Source organism: Streptomyces sp. bgisy130 (assembly GCF_057708345.1).
Genome location: NZ_JBYISA010000012.1, coordinates 81,525 through 102,612, shown reverse-complemented (window position 1 = coordinate 102,612; position 21,088 = coordinate 81,525). Strand labels below are relative to the sequence as shown.

Sequence of the window (21,088 nt, the reverse complement as noted above, 5' to 3'; positions counted from 1 at the left end):
CGGAAGCTCCCCCGGACGCCGTCCGGAGAGGCCGCCTCGCGCCCCTGACTCCCCAGGAACTCTCATGTCGCTTCTCAACAGCTCCCTCCATGAGCTCGACCCCGACGTCGCCGCCGCCGTCGACGCCGAACTCCACCGCCAGCAGTCCACCCTCGAAATGATCGCGTCGGAGAACTTCGCCCCCGTCGCCGTCATGGAGGCCCAGGGCTCCGTCCTCACCAACAAGTACGCCGAGGGCTACCCCGGCCGCCGCTACTACGGCGGCTGTGAGCACGTCGACGTGGTCGAGCAGATCGCCATCGACCGCATCAAGGCGCTCTTCGGCGCCGAGGCCGCCAACGTCCAGCCGCACTCCGGCGCCCAGGCCAACGCCGCGGCCATGTTCGCGCTGATCAAGCCGGGCGACACCATCCTGGGTCTGAACCTCGCCCACGGCGGGCACCTGACCCACGGCATGAAGATCAACTTCAGCGGCAAGCTCTACAACGTGGTGCCCTACCACGTCGACGAGAAGACCAACCTGGTCGACATGGAGGAGGTCGAGCGCCTCGCCAAGGAGCACCGCCCCAAGCTGATCGTCGCCGGCTGGTCCGCCTACCCGCGTCAGCTCGACTTCGCCGCCTTCCGCCGGATCGCGGACGAGGTCGGCGCCTACCTCATGGTCGACATGGCGCACTTCGCCGGTCTGGTGGCGGCGGGCCTGCACCCCTCCCCCGTGCCGCACGCCCACGTGGTCACCACCACCACCCACAAGACCCTCGGCGGCCCCCGCGGCGGTGTGATCCTCTCCACCCAGGAGCTCGCCAAGAAGATCAACTCCGCGGTCTTCCCCGGCCAGCAGGGCGGTCCGCTGGAGCACGTCATCGCCGCCAAGGCCGTCTCCTTCAAGGTCGCCGCCTCCGACGACTTCAAGGAGCGCCAGCAGCGCACCCTGGACGGCGCCCGCATCCTGGCCGAGCGTCTGGTGCAGGACGACGTCAAGCAGCACGGCGTCTCGGTCCTGTCCGGCGGCACCGATGTCCACCTCGTCCTGGTCGACCTGCGCGACTCCGAGCTGGACGGCCAGCAGGCCGAGGACCGCCTCCACGAGGTCGGCATCACGGTCAACCGCAACGCCATCCCGAACGACCCCCGCCCGCCGATGGTCACCTCCGGCCTGCGCATCGGCACCCCGGCCCTGGCCACCCGTGGCTTCCAGGCCGAGGACTTCCGCGAGGTCGCCGACGTCATCGCCGAGGCCCTCAAGCCCAGCTACGACGCCGACGCCCTCAAGGCCCGGGTCACCGCGCTCGCGGACAAGTTCCCGCTCTACCCGTCGCTGTGACGCGTCACCTCCGCTGAACCCCCGCCCGCCGCCATCCGGCGGGCGACGGGCCACGGAGCGTGAGCCCGGGGCCGACCGCCCCGGGCTCACGGCCGCCGGCCCTCCTCCCCCTCCCGCAGGTCCCGGCGGCTCCCGGTGAGACCTGCGGCACACGGCGCCGGCACGGCGGACGGCGACAGCCCCGCCACCGGACCGGTCCACCGGACCCCGGCCCCCACCCGGATCCGGACGCCGGGCCCCCGCCCGCGCGGTCACCGGGCCCCCGACGGCCCGGCCCCCACATGACCGGCCGCCGGCTCCGTATCCACCCCGACACCAACTGTTACCCCTGACGACGGGCACCCGAGGGTTTCCGTCCGACGGCGCTGCGCCGCGTCCGCGTTACGCTCGACAAACGGCGCAGAAACACCCCCCTCCTGCCCCACAGCTCCACCGTCCACCACGAGCAGACAAGGGAGTCCGCCCCCGTGGCCATCTCCGTCTTCGACCTCTTCTCCATCGGCATCGGCCCCTCCAGCTCCCACACCGTCGGCCCGATGCGCGCCGCCCGGATGTTCGCCGGACGCCTCAAGAAGGACGGCCTGCTCTCCCAGACGGTCCGCGTCCGCGCCGAGCTCTTCGGCTCACTCGGCGCCACCGGCCACGGCCACGGCACCCCCAAGGCCGTCCTCCTCGGCCTCGAAGGCCACTCGCCCCGCACCGTCGATGTCGAATCCGCCGACGACGAGGTCGAGCGCATCCGCAGCACCAAGCGGCTGCGGCTGCTGGGTGCCGAAATAGGCAGCGCCCACGAGATCGACTTCGATGAGTCGGCCGAGCTGATCCTGCACCGCCGCCGCGCGCTGCCCTACCACGCGAACGGCATGACGCTCTTCGCCTACGACGCCGCGGACGCCCCCCTGCTGGAGAAGACGTACTACTCGGTGGGCGGCGGCTTCGTCGTCGACGAGGACGCCGTCGCCGGCGAGAACCCGATCGTGCCGGACGACACCGTCCTGACCCACCCCTTCCGCACCGGCGACGAGCTGCTGCGGCTGGCCCGGGACACCGGCCTGTCGATCTCCGCGCTGATGCTGGAGAACGAGAAGGCCTGGCGCACCGAGGACGAGATCCGCACCGGGCTGCTGGAGATCTGGCAGGTCATGCAGGCGTGTGTGACCCGAGGGACGAGCCGCGAGGGCATCCTGCCCGGCGGGCTGAAGGTCCGCCGCCGCGCCGCCCACTCCGCCCGCCAGCTGCGCTCCGAGGGCGACGCCACCGCCCGCGCGATGGAGTGGACCACGCTCTACGCGATGGCCGTGAACGAGGAGAATGCGGCCGGCGGCCGGGTGGTGACCGCCCCCACCAACGGCGCGGCCGGCATCATCCCCGCCGTCCTGCACTACTACATCAACTTCGTGCCCGGCGCGGACGAGGACGGTGTCGTCCGCTTCCTGCTCGCGGCCGGCGCCATCGGCATGCTCTTCAAGGAGAACGCCTCCATCTCCGGCGCCGAGGTCGGCTGCCAGGGCGAGGTCGGCTCGGCCTGCTCCATGGCCGCCGGCGGCCTCGCCGAGGTCCTCGGCGGCTCCCCCGAGCAGGTCGAGAACGCCGCCGAGATCGGCATGGAGCACAACCTCGGCCTGACCTGCGACCCCGTCGGCGGCCTGGTCCAGATCCCGTGCATCGAGCGCAACGGCATGGCCGCCGTCAAGGCCGTCACCGCCGCCCGGATGGCGCTGCGCGGCGACGGCCGCCACCACGTGTCCCTCGACAAGGTCATCAAGACCATGAAGGACACCGGCGCCGACATGAGCGTCAAGTACAAGGAGACGGCGCGCGGCGGCCTGGCCGTCAACATCATCGAGTGCTGAGGTAACAGGCCCTGACCAGCGCGTTCGCCCGAGCTGCCCGGCCGGAGCGGTCGGGACGGGTGGCGGCACCGGGCCGGGTGGGACGTGGTCATGGGTGCCGCCGGGTTCGTCCCAGCTTCACAGACCCCCTGCCTGCCCCTCGGGCAGCAGCGGCAGGGCCTGTTCGGCCCAGACGGTCTTGCCCTGCACTCGGTATCGGGTGCCCCAGTCCTGGGAGAGCTGAGCGGCAATGAAGAGGCCGCGCCCGCCTTCGTCGACCGTCCGGGCATGACGCAGGTGTGGTGCGGCCGGGCTGCCGTCGGTGACTTCGCAGGTCAGTGTGCGGTCCTTGACCAGGCGAAGTTCCAGGGGTGGGCCTCCGTGACGGACGGCATTGGTGACCAGTTCGCTGACGATCAACTCGGTGCTGAACACTGTTTCTTCACCGACTTTCCAGCGGGCGAGCTGGGCGCGCACGTGCCGGCGTGCGAGGGCGACAGCGGTGGGATCGCACTCGATGTGCCAGGCGGCGACCCAGTCGTCAGGGAAGGGACGCGTCCGGACGAGAAGGAGCATCGTGTCGGCCGGAAGCCGGTAGCGGACGTCGTCGAACAGGTCCTGCAACGGGCGGTCGACGCGGGCCTGCGCCTCCTCCACACCAAGGAGTACGACAGGCCGAGCCTGGCCGGGACCTTGCCACGAGGCTGCGACGCCGGGGTGCCGGGGCCGGAGACGGCCAAGACCTCATCCCCGGGGCTATCTGCCGATCTCCCAGGCGAAGGGCGGGAGTTCGCGGGCCCGGGAGTAGACATCCAGGGCCTGGGGTGCGGGGACGAAGGGGTGGACCCGGGCGCCTTCGAGGCCGGCCAGCAGGCGGGCGCAGTGGTGGACACAGCCGGCGGACTCCCGGCCGTGGCGGTCGACGATGGTGGCCGCGTCCCGTGGTCCCTCGCACGGTGTGGGGTCCTTGGCGGCGGCGGCCGGACAGCGCCCGTGCGACGCGGCGTGCGCGCCGGCGGTGCGCCACGGCGGCGGGGTGTCGAGTGGCTGGTTCATCGGTGCGTTCCCCCTGGTGATGCGGTGGTACGTGCCGTGAGCGGCGCCGTGGCGGGATCGCTTCGCCGTCCCGGCGCCCAGGACAGTGCTGCTCGGCGCGGGACAGGTCCATGCCGCCTTGGGGAAGACCTGGTCCGATCGTCAGCTATTCATGGGAATGGGTGCCGCGGGGGGCGGCCGGGCGCCGGGCCCCGTAGGCGCGGGGGCGTGGACCGGCCCGGTCAGGCGCGGTCCGGCCGCCGGAGGGCGAACGGCTCCAGGAGCAGCGCGAGGGCGAGCAGTCCGGCCGCCAGGAACCAGCCGCCGAGGACATCGCCGGGCCAGTGGACGCCCAGGTAGACACGGGTGAGACCGACGCCGACGGCCCAGAGGGCGAGCACCACGCACCAAGTACGGGCCACGGCGGGCCGGGCACGGCGGGCGATGCCCCAGGCCAGGATTCCGGCCGCCAGCGCCGAGGTGGTGGCGTGGCCGGAGGGGAACGCGTAGCCGGAGGCGGGACCGGTCCAGTCGGCGACCGGCGGGCGGGGGCGGGCGAGCAGCTCCATCAGGCCGTAGCGGATCGCCTGGCCGGCGGCGAGGACCACGACGGCACAGCACACCGCGCGCAGCCGCCCGCGCACCCGCCGGCCGGCCAGCAGACCGGCGAGCACCGCCATCAGATACGGGACCGGGCCGCTGCCGGTGGCGGTCAGCGCCCCGGCCAGGGAGTGCGCCGGCTCCCCGCGGTGCGCGGCGGACCAGCGGACGGCGGCCTGTTCGGCGGCGAGCGGGACGCCGTGCCGTACGGATACGGCCACGGCCGTGGCGGCGAAGAGCGCCGCGCAGGCCCCGGCGACGATGAGGAGGGCGGCGGTATCGCGGTGCGGGACCAGGGCGGGCCGTGGCTCGGCCGGTCCCGGTTGCGGCCGCGGCTCCGGTCCCGAGGCGGTCACCGTACGGCCGCCGGAGGGCGCATGCGGGTGGCCCGGGGACCGGTCCGGGTACACGGTGCGGCGGCGGTGCCGAGCACTCCGGACTGCGGGGGCAGGGAGTCGACGGCGCACTCGTTCACGGCCTGGGCAACCCGTCTCACCTGCGGAAAGGCGGCGGCTACGGCCATGTCGGCGGCCCCTTTGATAATGGGTTGCGGGCCTGCCGTACGACCGGCCCGACCGACTACCGTCACAGAGACGGTCTACGGCACTGTAACGGTCTACGGCACTGTAGACGACGAACAGGTGGAGGGCGTGCCATGGCGGAGACATCACCTGCGCGGCGGCGCCCGTCCGGCGAGCTGGAGGCGAGCGTGCTCGCGGCGCTGTGGGCGGCCGGGGGGCCGCTGAGCCCCGCCGAGGTGCAGAGCGCCCTGGGCGGACGGCTCGCGCGCACCACCGTCACCACGATCCTCACCCGGCTGCACGACAAGGGGGCGGTGTCCCGCTCCCGGGCCGGCCGGGGCTTCGTGTACTCGCCCATAGAGGACTCCGCGGGGCTCACCGCCCGGCGGATGCGCCATGAGCTCGACAAGCAGCACGACCGCGGCACCGCGCTCGCCCGCTTCGTCTCCCAACTGACCAGCGAGGATGAGAAGTTGCTGCGGGATCTGCTCCGCGGGGCGGGGGACGGCGTACCGCGGGGGCCGCAGACCGGCGCCGGGGGCGACGCTTCCTGATCCGGGCCGGTAGGGGGTGCCGCACGGCGCGGGGCTCTCTGGAGTGCGGCGAGGGGCGCTCGATCATGCGCCGGCTTTCCGCAACTGATGCGTGCGGTCCCGGGGGAGGGTTGTCACCGCCGGCCGCTACGGTGCCCGCATGATCGATACCAAGTACTGGACTTCCGCCCCGGACCGGATAGTTCGCGGCTCTATGGGCCTGTGTCATCTCACCGTGGCTCAGCCGCCGTTCCACATCGACGCCCGCGGCCTCCCGGCCAACGACTGCGATCAGGCCCGCCTGTTCGTCGAGTCGTTCGACGGCATCGAAGAAGTCCTGGAGGATCTCGGGCCACGCTCCGTGCAGACGCCGCTGCCCTCGTCGGTGCGGTCCGATCTGGACATCGTTCATGCCGCCGCGTGGGGCGGCATGCAGGCCATCTCCACCCCTGTCTTCGCCGACGACGGCAACGGAAACCCGCTGTTGGCCGAAGCCGAACGGATGCGGGAGCGCTTCCCCGCAGCGCGGATCGTCGGCCACGTCACCTACTACGGCGGAATGGAGCACACCGAAACCGTCGTGATGCTCCCCGACGGCGCCATGTTCCACGCCGCCGGCTGGCCCGACGACGAACCGTTCGTCGTCCTGGGCGACCCCCACGCCGTCATCGCCTCCCTCGGCCTGAGGAGTTGGATGCTCACCGCCGCCGACATCGACATGGACCAGCCCCTCCACGAGATCGAATGGGCCTCCCTGGCCGGCCTGGCACTGGGGCACTCCGCCCCGTGGGGATGGGAGGAGATGCAGACCACCGCCTTCCGCGTACAACACAGCGATCTGTCCATCTGCTCGATGGAGGGCCTGTACTTCATCTAAGGCGCAAGGAAGCGGCGGCCACCGCCTGAAGGGGCCGACCGCAATGTCGACACTCCATCAACTCAGCTTTATCTGTGGCGAGTTGGGACTATGGTGTCCGGGCGGCGCGTACACGTCACGGGGGCCCAACGTGCCGCCCACGACCCCTCAGGCCCCACCCGAGGGAAGACGCGCTTCAACCTGGAGAACCGGGACTTGGACAACACCCACTAGGACCCCGGCCCGGTCTCCGCATGCGCTCCGCCGCCGGAACCGGTGCCGCTCCCCGCCCCCGCGCCCGTCCCGGTCCCGACCGTGAAGCCCAAGGTGGCGCCCCCTCCCGGGCGGTGGGTGGCGAAGGCATGGCCGCCGTGGGCGGTGGCGATCTCGCGGACGATGGCGAGGCCGAGGCCGGAGCCGGGCAGGCCGCGGGCGGCCGCGGCGCGGTAGAAGCGGTCGAAGACCCGGGTGAGGTCGGCCTCCTCGATCCCGGGGCCGCGGTCGAGGACCTCGATGCGGGCGCCCGTGACCACGACCTCGATCGGCGCCGTGCCGCCCGCGTCGAACTTGGCGGCATTCTCCAACAGGTTGGTGAGCGCACGGTGCAGCGCGGCGGGCCGGCCCTCGACCACCGCCGGGCGCACGGTCCGTACGGTGATCTCGCGGCCGGTGCGGCGGCGGGCCGAGGCGGCCGCCTTCTCCGCGACCTCGGCCAGACCCACCTCGGCGAGCGGGTCGTCGTCCCGCTGTCCGGCAGCCAGATCCACCAGCTCATTGACCAGATCGCTGAGTTCCCGGGCCTCGCCCGCCAGATCGGCCAGCAGCTCCTCGCGGGCGTCCGGCGGCAGTTCCTCGAACCGCTTCAGCAGCGAGATGTTGGTACGGAGCGAGGTCAGCGGGGTGCGCAGCTCATGGCCGGCGTCCTGGACGAGGCGCTGCTGGTCCTGGACGGCGCTGGCCAGCCGGCCGAGCATGTCGTCGAAGGCCCGGCCGAGCCGGGCGACCTCGTCGCGCCCGGCCACCGGCACCGGGACGTCCAGCCGCCCGTGCTCCGCCACGCTCTCGGCGACCGCGGTCAGCCGCACCAGCCGGCCGGTGATCCGCCGCGCCAGCCACCAGCCGCCCGCACCGGCCAGCGCGATGACCACGGCGGCCAGCAGGGCGGTGCGCTGCTGGAGCGCGGAGAGCAGATCCTCGGTCTCGCTGAACTTCTGGGCGACCTGGACCGCCCCGCGGCCGCCGCCGAGGGCGACGGTCGCGACGTGGTACTCCTCGTCGCCGATGTCCGCCTCCCGCTCCGTGTGCAGGCCGGCCCGGTCGTCGTCGGCGATCCGGCGTTCCGCGGCGCCGGCCGGGAGCGCCGGGCGCCCCCGCTCCACGATCTGGCCGCCGGCGCCCAGGATCTGCACCTCGGTACGGCTGGGCCGGGTGAGGTCGTCGCGCGGCCCGTCGTGGTCGGGGTCGGCGGTCGCGTAGTCGGCGGGCCAGAACGGCTTCTCCTGGACCTGGGTCCGCAGATCCCGTACGACCTGGGAGAACACCGACTTCTCATCGACCCGTACGAGACGGGCCGCCGCGTCGTAGCTGAGGAAGCCGACGAGGACGGTCACCGCCGCGGCGCCGGCGGCGAACGCCACCGCGAAGGCGGTGCGCAGACTGGCCGGCCTGCGGGTGCGCACCCAGGCCGCCGACCCGCCGCGCCGCCAGGAGCGCAGCCGGGCGCACAGCCGGGCCCACAGCCGGCGGCGGCCGGCGCGGGTGCCGCTCCCGGCGCGGGTACCGCTCTCGCCGCGGTCGCGGGGCCCGGGCATCTCAGTCCTCCCGCAGCACGTAACCGACGCCACGCACCGTGTGGATCAGCGGGCGGCTGCCCGGGACATCGACCTTGCGCCGCAGATAGCCCACGTACACCGCGAGGTTCTTCGAGCCCGGCCCGAAGTCGTAGCCCCAGATCCGGTCGTAGATCGTCGAATGGTCCAGCACGATCCCGGCGTTGCGGGCCAGCAGCTCCAGCAGCTCGAACTCGGTCCGGGTCAGCTCCAGCTCGCGCTCGCCGCGCCAGGCACGGCGCGAGGGGCCGTCGATCCGCAGATCCGCGGCCTCGACGACACCGCTGTCCGCCACCCGGGCCTCGTACGCCCCGCCCGCCTCCACGGCCCCGCCCGCCTCGCCGGGCTCCTCGGCAGCGACCGGGCCGGGCCCCGGGCCCGCGCCGTCCTCCGCCCCGGCCGTGTCGGCCGTCGTCCGCCGCAGCAGCGCCCGCAGCCGGGCGAAGACCTCCTCGACCTCGAACGGCTTGACCACATAGTCGTCCGCCCCGGCGTCCAGGCCGGCGATCCGGTCCGCGGTCTCGACCCGGGCGGTCAGCATCAGGATCGGGGTGCGGTCCTGCTCGGCCCGCAGCACCTGGCACACCTGGAGCCCGTCTATCCCCGGCATCATCACGTCCAGCAGGATCACATCCGGCCGCTCGCGGTGCGCGGCGGCCAGCGCCTGGATGCCGTCGGCGACGGCGGTGACCTGGTAGCCCTCCAGGGTCAGCGCACGCTCCAGCGCGGTCCGGATGGGGCGGTCGTCCTCGGCGAGCAGTACGGAATGGGTCACCCGGCAAGTCTGCCAAGGGCCCGGCGGTGCGCGGACCGGCGGCCGGTGGGGAAGCGGCTTTCTTACCCGGCTCTCACCCCTGGTTCTTACCGGGCTCTCACCCGGGCCACGCCCTCGGCTTACCCCGTGGCGACACGGTGGCCCCGTGCCGGACGGGCCGGTCGCGGCGGCCGGCCGCGCAGGTACCGGCCGGTCGGAATGATTCGGCACACCTCGGGGAAGACACCACACCGCATGAAGATCACCCTCCTGCTGCACAACGCCTATGCCATCGGCGGCACGGTCCGCACCACCCTCAACCTCGCCGCCGCGCTCGCCGACCGGCACGACGTCGAGATCGTCTCGATGCTGCGGCACCGCGAGGTCCCGCGGTTCACCGTGGACCCCCGGGTGCGGCTGATCCCGCTGGTGGACACCCGGGTCGGCAGTGAGGACATGGCCGACCCGCTCTTCGGTGAGCCCTCGCGGGACTTCCCGCTCACCGAGAAGCGGCACCACCAGTACAGCCGACTGGTCGACGTCCGCGCCGCGGAGCTGCTGCGCACCACCGACGCGGATGTACTGATCGGCACCCGGCCCGGCATCAATGTCTACCTGGCCCGGTTCGGCCCCCGCCGGGCGCTGCGGATCGCCCAGGAGCACCTCCGGCACGACGCGCACAGCAAGCGGCTGCGCGCCGAACTCGCCCGCCACTACCGGACGCTGGATGCGGTGGTCACCACCACCGAGGCCGATGCCGCCGTCTACCGGGCGCGGATGCCGCTGCCCGGCGTACGGGTGCTGGCGGTGCCCAACATCGTGCCCGCGCCGGCCGGCCCGCCGTCCGAGGGCACCTCGAAGGTGATCGCGGCGGCCGGCCGGCTGGTCCGCGGCAAGCGCTTCGACCTGCTGATAGAGGCGTTCTCCGGGGTCGCCGCCAAGCACCCCGACTGGCGGCTGCGGATACACGGCGGCGGCGCCGAGCGGCCCCACCTCCAGGAGCTGATCGACGGGCTCGGGCTGGGCGGGCAGGCCGAGCTGACCGGGCCGCGCTCACCGATCGAGGCGGAGTTCGCCAAGGCGTCGATCGTCGCCTCGGCCTCGGACGCCGAGTCGTTCGGCATGACCCTCGTCGAGGCGATGCGCTGCGGGGTACCCGTCGTCAGCACCGACTGCCCGCTGGGCCCGGCCGAGATCATCCACAATGGGGAGAACGGGCTGCTGGTGCCGCGCGGGGACGGCCCGGCGCTGACCGACGCCCTGCTGGAGCTCATCGAGGCCCCGCAGCGCCGCCGCGAGATGGCCGCGGCCGCGCGGGAGAGCTCGCACCGCTACGACCCGGAGCCGATCGCCGAGCGGTATGAGCGCCTCTTCGGGGAACTGCGGTCGACGCGCGGACGGCGGGCCCGGCAGCGCGCCATGGCGCGGATCCGCGCCCGCGCACGACGGCTGCTGCGACGGGCCCTGCGGCGCTGAGGCGGGCGGCCGGACGGCGGCCCGGTCCGTACGGGCGCCGGACGCGCCGTCACATCCGCCGGCGCGTAATGCATTTGTGGACCACGATCTGGCGCTTTCCGGTATCGGCATGCTCAACTGCCGGAAACTGCCGGAACGAAACCGAATCGCATGAAACACGGAAATACCGGTCCCCGGTGGCACCGCATTGCGAGCACGCGGCAGTTCGGGATCACAGTCGCTCTGGGTCGCAGGAGTTCTGGATCGCAGCAGCTCTGGATCACGGCGGCAGCGGGTCGGAACACCGGGACACTATGCGCAGGGGCACAACGGCGCACCACCACGACAGGAACGCCACGCCACCTCACAACACGGTTGCCGCTTCGAGCAGTTGACGTTCCAGATCAGCAGGTCCTATCAGCGGGAGTCATTCATGCTGCACGGTGTCGACGTCAGCTCCTACAACACCTCGTATTCCACCGCGGGGCTGGACTTCGTCTTCGTCAAGGCCACCGAAGGCCACACCTACATCAACCCGCACCAGTCCACGCAGGCATCAAAGGCCCGTGAGGCAGGCTGCGTGGTCGGTTTCTACCACTTCCTGTGGCCGGGAAATATCGCCACTCAGGCGGAATACTTCGTCGAGAAGTGCGCCTCGGTCGAGGGCGATCTCCTGGCCTGCGACTGGGAAAGCACCGGGGACGACACGTATGCCAGCAATGCGGAGAAGGACCAGTTCCTGGCCGAGGTGAAGAGGCTGCGCCCCTCCCACCGCGTACTGCTCTACTGCAACCGCGACTTCTGGCTCCACCACGACACCACGTCGGAAGCGGGCGACGGCCTGTGGATCGCCGACTACGTCACCGCCGGCGAACCGCGGATCGAAGCGAAGTGGCGCATCCATCAGTACACCGACTCCCCGCTGGACAAGAACGTCGCGGACTTCACGAGCAAGACCGCCCTCAAGGAGTGGGCGCAGGCGTAAGGCCCGAGCCCGACCGCCCCGGGCGGCGGGGCCGGTCCGGTCGGCGGGACCGGCCCCGCCTCAACTTGACCGCGGTACAAGGAACTTCCCGTCCCTTCTCTGGCGTCCCCGGTAGCGAACATGCTGAACTGCTGGAAGCGAAACGGAATCGCACGGAACGCGGAATCGCTGGATCACCGCACGGGATCACCACCGGAGCACCACCGGATCACGGAATTGCCGATCACCGGACGCCCGGAACACGGCAACGCAGTGGGCGCTTCGCGCAGTTGACGCTTCGAATCCGCAGGTCCGAGGACAGGAGGCCGCTCATGCTGCATGGTGTCGATGTCAGCTCCTACAACACCTCGTATTCCACCGCGGGGCTGGACTTCGTTTTCGTCAAGGCCACAGAAGGCCGCTCCTACATCAACCCGCACCAGTCGGCGCAGGCGTCAAAGGCCCGTAAAGCGGGCTGCGTGGTCGGTTTCTACCACTTTCTGTGGCCGGGAAATATCGCCGCCCAGGCGAAATACTTCGTCGAGAAGTGCGCCTCGGTCCAGGGCGACATTCTGGCCTGCGACTGGGAGCGCACCGGCGAGGGGACCTATGCGAGCAATGCGCAGAAGGACCAGTTCCTGCGCGAGGTGAAAAGGCTGCGCCCCACGCACCGGGTGATGCTCTACTGCAACCGCGACTTCTGGCTCCACCACGACACCACGTCCTACGCGGCCGACGGCCTGTGGATCGCCGACTACGTCACCGCCGGGCACCCGCGGATCAAGGCGAAGTGGCGCATCCATCAGTACACCGACTCCCCGCTGGACAAGAACGTCGCGGACTTCTCCTCCAAGGCCGCCCTCAAGAAGTGGGCGCACCCGGCATAAGGTTTCCTACCGGCACGCTGATTCGCGTCGCCGGGCCCCGCACGCGGGCGGCGGAAACGCTGCGTACGGGGCACAGGAACAGCGCGTCACGACCACCGCGCGACGCAGCACGAGACAAGAGGAGCATCCGTGACCGACCCGGCGTCCAAGGCCCTGCAACAGGAGATCGCCCGGGATCTCCAGGTGACCGCGTCCTTCGACGCCGAGCAGGAAATCGAGCGCCGGGTGACCTTCCTCACGGAGCGGCTGACCTCCACGGGCCTGCGCTCGCTGGTCCTGGGCATCAGCGGCGGCGTCGACTCCACCACCACGGGCCGGCTCTGCCAGCTCGCCGTGGAGCGGGCCCGCGCCGCCGGGCACGAGGCGACGTTCTACGCGATGCGGCTGCCGTACGGCGTCCAGGCGGACGAGAAGGACGCCCAGCGGGCGCTGGAGTTCATCCGCGCCGACCGGGAGCTGACCGTCGACATCCGCCCGGCGAGCGATGCGGCGCTCCAGGCCGCGCTGGACGGCGGGCTCACCTTCCGCGACGCCCACCACCAGGACTTCGTCCAGGGCAACATCAAGGCCCGGCAGCGCATGATCGCGCAGTACGCGGTCGCCGGTGCGCACGACGGCCTGGTCGTCGGCACCGACCACGCGGCCGAGGCGGTCTCCGGCTTCTTCACCAAGTTCGGCGACGGCGCGGCCGATGTCGTCCCGCTCACCGGACTCACCAAGCGCCGGGTGCGCGCCGTCTCGGCGGCACTGGGCGCCCCGAAGGAACTCGTCCAGAAGGTGCCCACCGCCGACCTGGAGACGCTCGACCCGGGCAAGCCGGACGAGGACGCGCTCGGCGTGAGCTACGACCAGATCGACGACTTCCTGGAGGGCAAGCCGGTCGACGACGCGGCCGCCCAGGCGATCGCCCGCCGCTACCACCTCACGGAGCACAAGCGGGCGCTGCCGATCGCGCCTTGATCGCGCGAATTGCTTCTCCCCCGCCCCCTCCCCCTCTCCCCCTTCGGGGGAGGGGGCGGGGGGTGGGTTCGGGGGTGGGGGGGGGAGCAGAGCCGCAGCAGCGGCACCTCAGCGCCCGCCCCGCACCCGCAGCGCCGGGCCCACCCCACAGCACCCGCCCCGCAGCGCGCCCCGCCCCGCATCGCCGCCCCGTCATGTCATGACCCGGCAAGGGGACCGTCACCATCCCGGTGCTAAATCGTGGGTGTGAGCGGGCATGCATCCGGCCATGGGAAGCCGCGAAGTGCGATCGGAAGATCAACTGTCAGTGGGGCCGCCTACGCTCCGGGACATGGGTTACGCAAACCTGCGCGAACTCCAGACCGCGCTGACCACCGCCTCCGACCTTGCCTCGACGCTGCAGTCCGCGCCCACCCGGCGCGACGCGGACCAGCTCGTCGACGTCCTCCGCCAAGCACTGACCGCCGCCAGCTCGCTGGGCGCGGAGACCGGCCCGACCGGCTGCGCCCTGCATCCGCACGGTGCGGTCGACCCGTTGTACGGCGACCCGGAAGATCCCCTTCCGCCGGGTTACGGGAAGTGCCTGCTCTGCAACGACCGCCGCCGCCGGGCGGACGCCCACCCTCCGCACACCCGCCCGCACGCCCGGCCGCATCCGCGCTGGCGGAGACGCCTCAGTGCCTAGCGCCGGTGGGTGCTGTGGGCCGGGAGGGGCCCCGTGAACGGGGCAGGACTACCATCCGCGCATGCGACCTGCCACATACAGCGATGAGGATCTAGAGCAGCACTCCCTCCAGCGACGGGTGCCCGACGACGGGCAGCGGTCCGGGTTCGAGCATGACGTCGACCGGATCCTGTACTCGACACAGTGGCGGGCGCTGGCCGGCAAGAGCCAGGTGGTGGCGAGCGCCGAGCTGGGCGCGTACCACACCCGGCTGACGCACTCGATGAAGGTGGCACAGCTCGGCCGGCGGATGGCGGAGCGGCTGGAGCGGCAGTACGGCGGGCCGAATCCGGCGCTCGTCGAGGCGGCGTGCATGGCGCACGACATCGGCCACCCGCCCTTCGGACACGCGGGTGAGCTGGCGCTGCGCGCCACGATGGACGAACTGCACTTCGCGGACGGTGTGCTCGACAGCTTCGAGGGCAATGCGCAGACCCTGCGAGTGCTGACCTTCCTCGCCGCCCACAAATACCCGGGCCACCGCGGGCTGCATCTGACCCGCGCCTGTCTGGATGCCGCCACGAAGTACCCGTGGGAGCGGGCGCCCGTCGACCAGGACCCGGCGCGGCATGTGAAGTGGGGCGTGTACGTCGCCGACCGGGAGGCGTTCTCCTGGGTGCGGGCCGGCTGTACGGACACCGCCGTACCGGTCGAGGAACAGGTCATGGACTGGGCGGACGATGTCACCTACGCCTGCCATGACGTCGAGGACTTCTATCGCACGGGCCTGATCCCGCTGGCCGCGCTGTTCCCGCCGGACGGCGCCGCGGGCAGTGACACCGAGCGGGAGACCCGCCGCTTCCTGGACTATGTGCAGGCCAAGCGGGCGCGGGCGGGCGAGGCGTTCGACCGGGCGGCCGCGCTGGTGATGATGGAGGACATCGGCAAGCGGCTGGCGGTGCCCGCCCCGTACAGCGGCAGCCATGAGGACGCGGTGGCGGTCAATCGCCGCACCGCGGATCTGATCTCGTACTTCACCCGGGGCATCGCGCTGGAGGTGGGCGGCGCGGCGGCGATCCGCTACGGGGCGCAGCTGGTGATCCCGGCGGACCGGCGGGCCGCCTGTGATCTGCTCAAGGAGCTGGTGTGGTGCTATGTCATCGACCGGCCGGCGCTGGCCACCCAGCAGCACGGCAAGCGGCGGGTGGTGAGCGAGCTGCTGCGCTGGAGCCATGACGCGCCCGAGCTGCTGCCGCCGGACCGCGCCGAGGAGCTGGCCCTGCACGGCGACCGCCTGCGGGCCGCCGCGGACCATGTCGCCTCGCTGACCGAGGATCAGGCGCTGGCCCTCCACCGGCGGCTGTCCGGCACGGGCCTGGGCTCGGTCAACGACAACGTGTGGCTTTGAGGCCGGAGCCGGTACCGCAGCAGGCGGCCGGTGAACCGGCCGAGGGCCCGGGAACGACGGGGCCGGAGGACGGGGCGGGAGGACGGGGCGGTCGGGGCGGAAGGACGGGCCGCACGTTGCCCAAGCCTCCCGCCCGCCGACCCGTCCCCCGACGCCCCGCCCCACCCCGCCTAATCTCCCCCGTCCCGCTTCTTCTCCGGCCGTAGCGCGAGCCGGCCGAGCACCCCGGCGACGACCAGGGCGGCGATCGCGATCAGTACGGCCTCGGGGACGCCGTTGCCGAGCCGCGTGGCCCACTCCTCGGCCCGGAATTCGCTGTCCGCGTCGAGGATGCCGGGCAGCGCGCTGGTCCCGTTGAAGCGCAGGAACAGCACGCCGATGCCGATGAAGAACACCCCGGACAGCAGCGAGGTGGTGTGCAACCGCAGCCTGCCGAGGGTGAATTCACGGCCCCGCAGCCAGCCCCGGGTGCCGAGCTTGCAGCGGTCCCACAGCAGCGCCAGTACGAACAGCGGCAGCGCCATGCCCAGCGCGTAGACGGCGAGCATCGAAGCGCCGTACACCGGCGAGCCGCTGACCGCCGTCACCGTCAGCACCGCGCCGAGGATCGGCCCCGCGCAGAACCCGGCCAGGCCGTAGACACAGCCGAGCAGGAACGTCGAGACGGCCGATCGCGGGGTGATCCGCGCGGCGGCGGCCTGGGCGCGCCGGGAGGCGAAGCCCAGGCCGAGGATCTGGGCGAGGCCCATCGCGATGACGACCCAGCCGCCGACGGCGATCAGCAGATCGCGGTGGCCGTTGAACAGCCGGCTGGCCGCCGTACTGGCCGCGCCGAGCGGCACCAGCGTGGTGGCCAGTCCCAGATAGAACACGCCGGTACGGGCGACCAGCCGGCCGGGCGTGGACAGGGAGTACGCGAAGAACGCCGGCAGCAGCAGTGCGCTGCACGGGCTGAGCATCGCGAGCGCGCCGCCCAGGAACGCCGCGAGATAGCCGATGTCGGTCATTTGCCGGCTCCCTTGTCCGCCGTGCCGTGCTTCGCCCGTGCCGCCGCCTCCTCGATGGCCCGGGCGAAGACCTCCTGGGGCTGGGCCCCGGCCACCGGACGGCCATTGACCAGGAAGGACGGGGTGGACTGGACCCCGAGCTGGTAGCCCTCGTCCTGATCCTTCTTCAGCGCCCGCTCGGCGTCCGCGCTGTTCATGTCGGTACGGAACTTGTCGAGGTCGTCCACGCCGCTCTTGCGGGCCATCTCGACGAGCTTGTCCTCGGCGAGCGCCGCGCCCTTGCGGGTCTTGGCGTAGAGCTCGTCGTGCAGCTGCCAGAACTTGCCCTGCTGCCCCGCGGCCCAGGAGGCGCGGGCGGCCCGCTCGGAGTGCGCGCCGAAGACGGTGAAGTTGCGGAATTCGATGCGCAGGGTGCCCTGGTCGACGAACTTCTTGGTCAGGCCGGGCTGGGTCTCCCGGGTGAAGCGGCCGCAGAACGAGCACTGGTAGTCGGCGTATTCGACGAGGACCACCGGGGCGTCCTTCTTGCCGATGGCCAGCGGGTCGCCGTCCGCGCGCCGGCTGGTCCGCTTGGCGAGGTCGTCGAACATCTTCTGCTGGGCGGGGTCCACCTGGGGGTCGGTGGAGGCGGCGGCCTCGGGTGCGTCGGTGCCGCCGGTGTCGCGGTCGCCCTCGACGGACGAGCCGACGGCGACGGCGATGGCGATCAGGGCGACGACGAGGGCGATGACCGCGCCGACGGCGGCCAGTTTGCGGGTGGGAGAGGCGGAAACGGGCATGCGGAAGCTCCAGACGTACGGAGGGGGATTTCGGGCCGTGTGCGTCGGGGCAGCGGCCTATATCCGCAGTACGGGGAGGAGCGCGGTGTGGTCGATGACGGACGCGCTGTCCGTCGGTGGCCGGGCGAGCGCGCACTGCGCGGGCAGATCCGCGGCGAGCGGCCCCGGGCCGATGGTGGCGGGGGCGAGGGGTTCACCGCGGTGCGGTGCGGGCAGCGGGACGGTCTCGTCGGGCCCCGGCGCATGCCGGTCCGAGCACCTCTTGGGTGCTTTGGCGACGGCGAGCGGGGCGGCGGGGTCGAGCCACGGGCCGTGCTGGGCGGCGGCCGGGCGGGCGGTGTTCGGAGGGGCGGTGGCCGGGCGCGCGGTGGCGGTCCCGTCCGCCGGGCCCCTGGTATCCGGGGCAACCACGGGCGTCGCGTCACCCGCGCGCCAGTCCGCCGCGGCCGTCGCCGCCCGGCCCGCCAGCCACGCCTGGTCGCCGCCGATCCGGCACAGCAGCGGCCCGAAGGTGACGGCGAGGAGGAGCAGCAGCGTCAGCGCGGCCGACCGGCGCACAGGGTGCATGTCCCTCCCTCTCCGTACCTCGCGCGAGCATGAACAACCCATCCTACGGATCGCCGCAGCGCGAGCGGAGCACCGCCGGACCCCGGCGCCTGTCGCGGGCCGGCAGGCCGGGCCGGGGCCCGGTGTTCAGCGGTCGGCGATCCGCATCTCGAACCAGGTGCTCTTGCCGCGGGGCAGCAGATCCACGCCCCAGCGTTCGGAGAGCGTGTCGACGAGGAAGAGACCGCGGCCGCTGAGGTCCATCTCCTGGACCGGCATGAGACACGGGAGTCCGCGGGACGGGTCGCGCACCTCGATGCGGATCCAGCCACGGCGGCGCAGCATCCGCAGCCCGAAGGTGCGGGCGCCGGTGTGCCGTACGGCGTTGCCGACGAGCTCGGAGACGAGCAGCACCGCGTGCTCGGCGAGCTGGGGCGTCAGGGACCACTGCTTGAGGAGGACGGCGGCGGTGAGCCGGCGGGCGATACCGGCGGACTGGGGGCGGGAGGGGAGCCGGACCTCACCGAGGGCCGGATCGCCGGCCGGTTCGGCTGCCGCGGACACCGGTCTGCGGCGAGCCGGGGCCCGGTCCCGGTCCGCGCCCGGGATGCCCCGTCCTGCGGCGGCCGGTTCGCTCCGCGGCCGCGGCTGCTCCATTCCTTCGAGGCCCGCCATGCCCCCCATCATGGCCGTTACTTGACGGTCACGGGGGTGGAACCGACGGAATCCGCTGTCCGGAATCGCCGGTTCCCTCCCCGCGCCGAGACATATGCCAAAGGCAGTTAAGGTTCCGGGTCGCACCTGCTGACCTGCGACGACGCTCGGCATCCAGAGGGCGGGCGGAAAGCCTCAACAAGGTTGGCTTAAGGCGCAATTAAGCTGTGCATCATTCCCCCACAAGGGGCATCACGTCCCGGCCAAACCTCAGATGCCCCGTCAACACCAGTTGTTTCAGCGGAACTTGGCCTTGCCGGGACCTTCCTCGACGAAGCTGCGCATGCCGGTCTCCCGGTCCTCGGTCGCGAACAGCCCCGCGAACCAGTTGCGTTCAATGGTGAGGCCGGTGTCGATGTCGGTCTCCAGACCCCCGTCGACGGATTCCTTCGCGGCCCGCAGCGCCAGCGCGGGGCCGGCCGCCAGCCGCGCGGCCCAGGCGTGCGCCTGCTCGTAGACCTCGGCGGCCGGCACCACCCGGTCGACCAGACCGAGGGTGAGCGCCTCGTCGGCCTTCACCTGACGGCCGGTGAAGATCAGGTCCTTGGCCTTGGACGGGCCCACCAGCCGCGCCAGCCGCTGGGTGCCGCCGGCGCCCGGGATGAGCCCCAGCAGGATCTCCGGCTGGCCGAGCTTGGCGTTGTCGGCCGCGATCCGGAAGTCGGCACAGAGCGCCAGTTCGCAGCCGCCGCCCAGCGCATAGCCGGTGATCGCGGCGACCACCGGCTTGGGGATCCGGGCCACGGCGGTGAACGCGTCCTGGAGCGCCTTGGAGCGCACGACCATCGCCGCGTGATCCATGACCTGCATTTCCTTGATGTCCGCGCCGGCCGCGAACACCTTCTCCCCGCCCCAGATGACGACCGCGCGGACGTCATCGCGGCGGGTGGCCTCCTCGGCCAGCTCGCGCAGCCGGTCCTGGGTGGCGATGTCCAGTGCGTTCATCGGCGGACGGTCCAGGCGGATGGTGCCGACGCCGTCGGCGACCTCGAGATTCACAGTCATGCCGGAAGGTTAGTACGCGTTAACGACGCCGGGCCCGGTGCACTCGGTCACAGTGCAGCGGGCCCGGTCGCCTTCCGGCCGTCCTACTGAGCGGCCTTCCACTTCTCCCAGGACATGTTCCAGTCACTGAAGCCGTTGTCCGGCTGGATCGTTTCATCGTGGGAGTTCTTGACGACGACCACATCGCCGATGAGGGAGTTGCGGAAGAACCACGCCGCCGGGGTGGAGCCGTCGCCGCCGCCGCGCTGGTCGAAGAGGCCCACACAGCCGTGGCTGGCGTTGCGGGTGCCGAACGCCGCGCGTCCCGACCAGTAGTTGCCGTGGATGAAGGTGCCGGACGTGCTCAGCCGCATCGCATGCGGCACGTCCTTGATGTCGTACTCCCCGCCGAAGCCGACGGTGTCCCCGTTCATCCGCGTCACGAGGTGCTTCTCGCTGATCACCATCTTGCCGTTGTACGTCTCGGTGCCCGGCGCGCCCGCGGTGATCGGGATGGTCTTTATCGTCTTCCCGTCGCGGACCACGGTCATCTTCTTCGACTTGGCGTCGACCGTGCTGACCTGGCTGCGGCCGACGGTGAACGAGACCTCCTTGGCCTGGGTGCCGTAGACACCGGGCCGGCCCTCGACGCCGTTGAGGTCGAGCTTGAGGGTGACCTTGGTGCCGGGAGCCCAGTACTTCTCGGGGCGGAAGTCGAGCCGGTCGTTGCCGAACCAGTGGCCCTCGATCGGGACCGACGGCTTGGCGCTCACCTTGATAGCGTCCTCGACGGCCGCGGGGTGCGTGATGCCGCGGGTGAAGCGGATCGAGACCGGCATCCCGACGCCGACCCGCTGGCCGTTCTCGGGGCTGTACTGGCCGATGAAGGTGTTCTTGGGGACGAGGGTGGTGAAGCCGGAGTGCTCGGCGGCCTCGCGGCCCTGGCCGTCCACCGCTATCGCGTCGACGGTGTACTTCGTCGAGGCGCCCAGATGGCCGCTCGGCTTCCACACGGCGCCGCCGCCCGATATCTTCCCGTCGACCTCATTGCCCTTGCCGTCCTTGACCTTGACGGACTTGAGCCGGCCCTTCTGGGCGGTCACCTTCAGCGCGCCGCTCGTGGCGACCTCGTCCGCGCCGTCCTTGGGCGCTATCGTCACGGCGGCCTGCGAGGCGGCGTCCTTGTCCCCGCCCGCCTTGCCGGCCTTCTTGCCGTCACCGTCATCGCCACCGCACCCCGCCACCAGCAGCAGCACGGCGGCGAGCACCACGGCGAGCGGGCCCCCGCTCCTGTCTGGCCACCGACGCCGGTGAGCCGGCACCCCCGAATTCGGCTGGACGTTCACGACTGGCCCCTTTTCCCCTCGCACGGCCCGCGGTCCCCCGCGCGCGGATGCGGACAGCCGCGCGCTTGCCGTTAGATAACCACACCGCGG

Annotated in this window: 21 protein-coding genes; 10 read left to right on the top strand and 11 right to left on the bottom strand. The window is 71.9% G+C overall.

The genetic code is table 11. The annotated features are described in order from the left end of the window. Positions 1-64 precede the first annotated feature (64 nt). Together glyA and AC3EUV_RS18280 are read left to right on the top strand one after the other, a co-directional pair. Positions 65-1,324: a serine hydroxymethyltransferase gene (glyA, locus tag AC3EUV_RS18285; protein WP_432141993.1), complete on the top strand. Its 1,260-nt coding sequence runs from the start codon at positions 65-67 to the stop codon at positions 1,322-1,324. Positions 1,325-1,791: 467 nt separating this feature from the next. Further along, positions 1,792-3,177, top strand: coding sequence for an L-serine ammonia-lyase (locus AC3EUV_RS18280; protein WP_432141992.1), 1,386 nt, complete (start codon positions 1,792-1,794; stop codon positions 3,175-3,177). 117 nt (positions 3,178-3,294) lie between these two features. Here the strand turns inward: AC3EUV_RS18280 and AC3EUV_RS18275 are convergent, their stop codons facing one another. The 3 genes from AC3EUV_RS18275 to AC3EUV_RS18265 form a co-directional block, all read right to left on the bottom strand. Next, positions 3,295-3,813: an ATP-binding protein gene (locus AC3EUV_RS18275; RefSeq protein ID WP_435603357.1), complete on the bottom strand. Its 519-nt coding sequence runs from the start codon at positions 3,811-3,813 to the stop codon at positions 3,295-3,297. A gap of 99 nt (positions 3,814-3,912) precedes the next feature. Next, the gene (locus AC3EUV_RS18270; protein WP_387237075.1) at positions 3,913-4,212 is read right to left on the bottom strand and encodes a hypothetical protein; all 300 of its coding nucleotides are present in this window, start codon (positions 4,210-4,212) and stop codon (positions 3,913-3,915) included. Between the two features lie 221 nt (positions 4,213-4,433). Further along, positions 4,434-5,147, bottom strand: coding sequence for a phosphatase PAP2 family protein (locus AC3EUV_RS18265; RefSeq protein ID WP_435603356.1), 714 nt, complete (start codon positions 5,145-5,147; stop codon positions 4,434-4,436). Between the two features lie 299 nt (positions 5,148-5,446). Here AC3EUV_RS18265 and AC3EUV_RS18260 point away from each other — a divergent pair, with 299 nt between their 5' ends. Next, the gene (locus tag AC3EUV_RS18260; RefSeq protein WP_435603355.1) at positions 5,447-5,866 is read left to right on the top strand and encodes a BlaI/MecI/CopY family transcriptional regulator; all 420 of its coding nucleotides are present in this window, start codon (positions 5,447-5,449) and stop codon (positions 5,864-5,866) included. Positions 5,867-6,005: 139 nt separating this feature from the next. After that, a complete protein-coding gene (locus tag AC3EUV_RS18255) occupies positions 6,006-6,722 on the top strand; it encodes a DUF6333 family protein (RefSeq protein ID WP_435603354.1) in 717 nt (238 codons plus the stop codon). Positions 6,723-6,931: 209 nt separating this feature from the next. Here AC3EUV_RS18255 and AC3EUV_RS18250 read toward each other — a convergent pair whose 3' ends face one another. Next, on the bottom strand, positions 6,932-8,512 hold the full coding sequence (locus tag AC3EUV_RS18250; RefSeq protein WP_435603353.1) for a sensor histidine kinase: 1,581 nt from the start codon (positions 8,510-8,512) through the stop codon (positions 6,932-6,934). Position 8,513: 1 nt separating this feature from the next. Then, positions 8,514-9,305 (bottom strand): response regulator transcription factor, encoded by a 792-nt coding sequence (locus tag AC3EUV_RS18245; protein ID WP_432141986.1) that lies wholly within the window; start codon positions 9,303-9,305, stop codon positions 8,514-8,516. 234 nt (positions 9,306-9,539) lie between these two features. On the opposite strand from AC3EUV_RS18245, the gene AC3EUV_RS18240 reads away from it, so the two are divergent. The 6 genes from AC3EUV_RS18240 (at position 9,540) to dgt (ending at position 15,622) form a co-directional block, all read left to right on the top strand. Further along, on the top strand, positions 9,540-10,760 hold the full coding sequence (locus AC3EUV_RS18240) for a glycosyltransferase family 4 protein (protein ID WP_435603352.1): 1,221 nt from the start codon (positions 9,540-9,542) through the stop codon (positions 10,758-10,760). A gap of 412 nt (positions 10,761-11,172) precedes the next feature. Further along, positions 11,173-11,724: a GH25 family lysozyme gene (locus AC3EUV_RS18235; RefSeq protein ID WP_432141984.1), complete on the top strand. Its 552-nt coding sequence runs from the start codon at positions 11,173-11,175 to the stop codon at positions 11,722-11,724. 311 nt (positions 11,725-12,035) lie between these two features. Next, entirely contained in the window at positions 12,036-12,590 is a 555-nt protein-coding gene (locus tag AC3EUV_RS18230) for a GH25 family lysozyme (RefSeq protein ID WP_432141983.1), read from the top strand. 129 nt (positions 12,591-12,719) lie between these two features. Then, positions 12,720-13,550, top strand: coding sequence for an NAD(+) synthase (gene nadE, locus AC3EUV_RS18225; protein WP_435603351.1), 831 nt, complete (start codon positions 12,720-12,722; stop codon positions 13,548-13,550). Between the two features lie 331 nt (positions 13,551-13,881). Further along, positions 13,882-14,235, top strand: coding sequence for a hypothetical protein (locus AC3EUV_RS18220; RefSeq protein WP_432141981.1), 354 nt, complete (start codon positions 13,882-13,884; stop codon positions 14,233-14,235). A gap of 61 nt (positions 14,236-14,296) precedes the next feature. Further along, positions 14,297-15,622, top strand: a complete 1,326-nt coding sequence (gene dgt, locus AC3EUV_RS18215; protein ID WP_435603350.1) for a dGTP triphosphohydrolase — start codon at positions 14,297-14,299, stop codon at positions 15,620-15,622. Between the two features lie 170 nt (positions 15,623-15,792). Here dgt and AC3EUV_RS18210 read toward each other — a convergent pair whose 3' ends face one another. The 6 genes from AC3EUV_RS18210 to AC3EUV_RS18185 form a co-directional block, all read right to left on the bottom strand. After that, positions 15,793-16,629 (bottom strand): cytochrome c biogenesis CcdA family protein, encoded by an 837-nt coding sequence (locus AC3EUV_RS18210; protein WP_435603349.1) that lies wholly within the window; start codon positions 16,627-16,629, stop codon positions 15,793-15,795. Then, positions 16,626-17,408: a DsbA family protein gene (locus AC3EUV_RS18205; RefSeq protein ID WP_435603348.1), complete on the bottom strand. Its 783-nt coding sequence runs from the start codon at positions 17,406-17,408 to the stop codon at positions 16,626-16,628. Before AC3EUV_RS18205 ends, AC3EUV_RS18210 begins: the two co-directional genes overlap by 4 nt. Before the next feature lie 57 nt (positions 17,409-17,465). Next, on the bottom strand, positions 17,466-17,975 hold the full coding sequence (locus AC3EUV_RS18200) for a hypothetical protein (RefSeq protein WP_432141977.1): 510 nt from the start codon (positions 17,973-17,975) through the stop codon (positions 17,466-17,468). A 126-nt stretch (positions 17,976-18,101) separates the two neighbouring features. Next, positions 18,102-18,641, bottom strand: coding sequence for an ATP-binding protein (locus AC3EUV_RS18195; protein ID WP_432141976.1), 540 nt, complete (start codon positions 18,639-18,641; stop codon positions 18,102-18,104). 264 nt (positions 18,642-18,905) lie between these two features. Continuing rightward, positions 18,906-19,673 carry an enoyl-CoA hydratase/isomerase family protein gene (locus AC3EUV_RS18190; RefSeq protein ID WP_435603347.1) on the bottom strand — a complete coding sequence of 256 codons (768 nt, stop codon included), beginning with the start codon at positions 19,671-19,673 and terminating at the stop codon, positions 18,906-18,908. An 83-nt stretch (positions 19,674-19,756) separates the two neighbouring features. Continuing rightward, positions 19,757-20,998 (bottom strand): L,D-transpeptidase, encoded by a 1,242-nt coding sequence (locus AC3EUV_RS18185; RefSeq protein ID WP_435603346.1) that lies wholly within the window; start codon positions 20,996-20,998, stop codon positions 19,757-19,759. Positions 20,999-21,088: the final 90 nt, after the last annotated feature.

Excerpts from the sequence above, each read along its gene's own strand:
- glyA (WP_432141993.1), top strand. The coding sequence starts at position 65 with ATGTCGCTTCTCAACAGCTCCCTCCATGAGCTCGACCCCGACGTCGCC.
- AC3EUV_RS18270 (WP_387237075.1), bottom strand. The coding sequence starts at position 4,212 with ATGAACCAGCCACTCGACACCCCGCCGCCGTGGCGCACCGCCGGCGCG.
- AC3EUV_RS18260 (WP_435603355.1), top strand. The coding sequence starts at position 5,447 with ATGGCGGAGACATCACCTGCGCGGCGGCGCCCGTCCGGCGAGCTGGAG.
- AC3EUV_RS18255 (WP_435603354.1), top strand. The coding sequence starts at position 6,006 with ATGATCGATACCAAGTACTGGACTTCCGCCCCGGACCGGATAGTTCGC.
- AC3EUV_RS18250 (WP_435603353.1), bottom strand. The coding sequence starts at position 8,512 with ATGCCCGGGCCCCGCGACCGCGGCGAGAGCGGTACCCGCGCCGGGAGC.
- AC3EUV_RS18240 (WP_435603352.1), top strand. The coding sequence starts at position 9,540 with ATGAAGATCACCCTCCTGCTGCACAACGCCTATGCCATCGGCGGCACG.
- AC3EUV_RS18235 (WP_432141984.1), top strand. The coding sequence starts at position 11,173 with ATGCTGCACGGTGTCGACGTCAGCTCCTACAACACCTCGTATTCCACC.
- AC3EUV_RS18230 (WP_432141983.1), top strand. The coding sequence starts at position 12,036 with ATGCTGCATGGTGTCGATGTCAGCTCCTACAACACCTCGTATTCCACC.
- AC3EUV_RS18220 (WP_432141981.1), top strand. The coding sequence starts at position 13,882 with ATGGGTTACGCAAACCTGCGCGAACTCCAGACCGCGCTGACCACCGCC.
- dgt (WP_435603350.1), top strand. The coding sequence starts at position 14,297 with ATGCGACCTGCCACATACAGCGATGAGGATCTAGAGCAGCACTCCCTC.
- AC3EUV_RS18210 (WP_435603349.1), bottom strand. The coding sequence starts at position 16,629 with ATGACCGACATCGGCTATCTCGCGGCGTTCCTGGGCGGCGCGCTCGCG.
- AC3EUV_RS18205 (WP_435603348.1), bottom strand. The coding sequence starts at position 17,408 with ATGCCCGTTTCCGCCTCTCCCACCCGCAAACTGGCCGCCGTCGGCGCG.
- AC3EUV_RS18200 (WP_432141977.1), bottom strand. The coding sequence starts at position 17,975 with ATGCACCCTGTGCGCCGGTCGGCCGCGCTGACGCTGCTGCTCCTCCTC.
- AC3EUV_RS18195 (WP_432141976.1), bottom strand. The coding sequence starts at position 18,641 with ATGATGGGGGGCATGGCGGGCCTCGAAGGAATGGAGCAGCCGCGGCCG.
- AC3EUV_RS18190 (WP_435603347.1), bottom strand. The coding sequence starts at position 19,673 with ATGACTGTGAATCTCGAGGTCGCCGACGGCGTCGGCACCATCCGCCTG.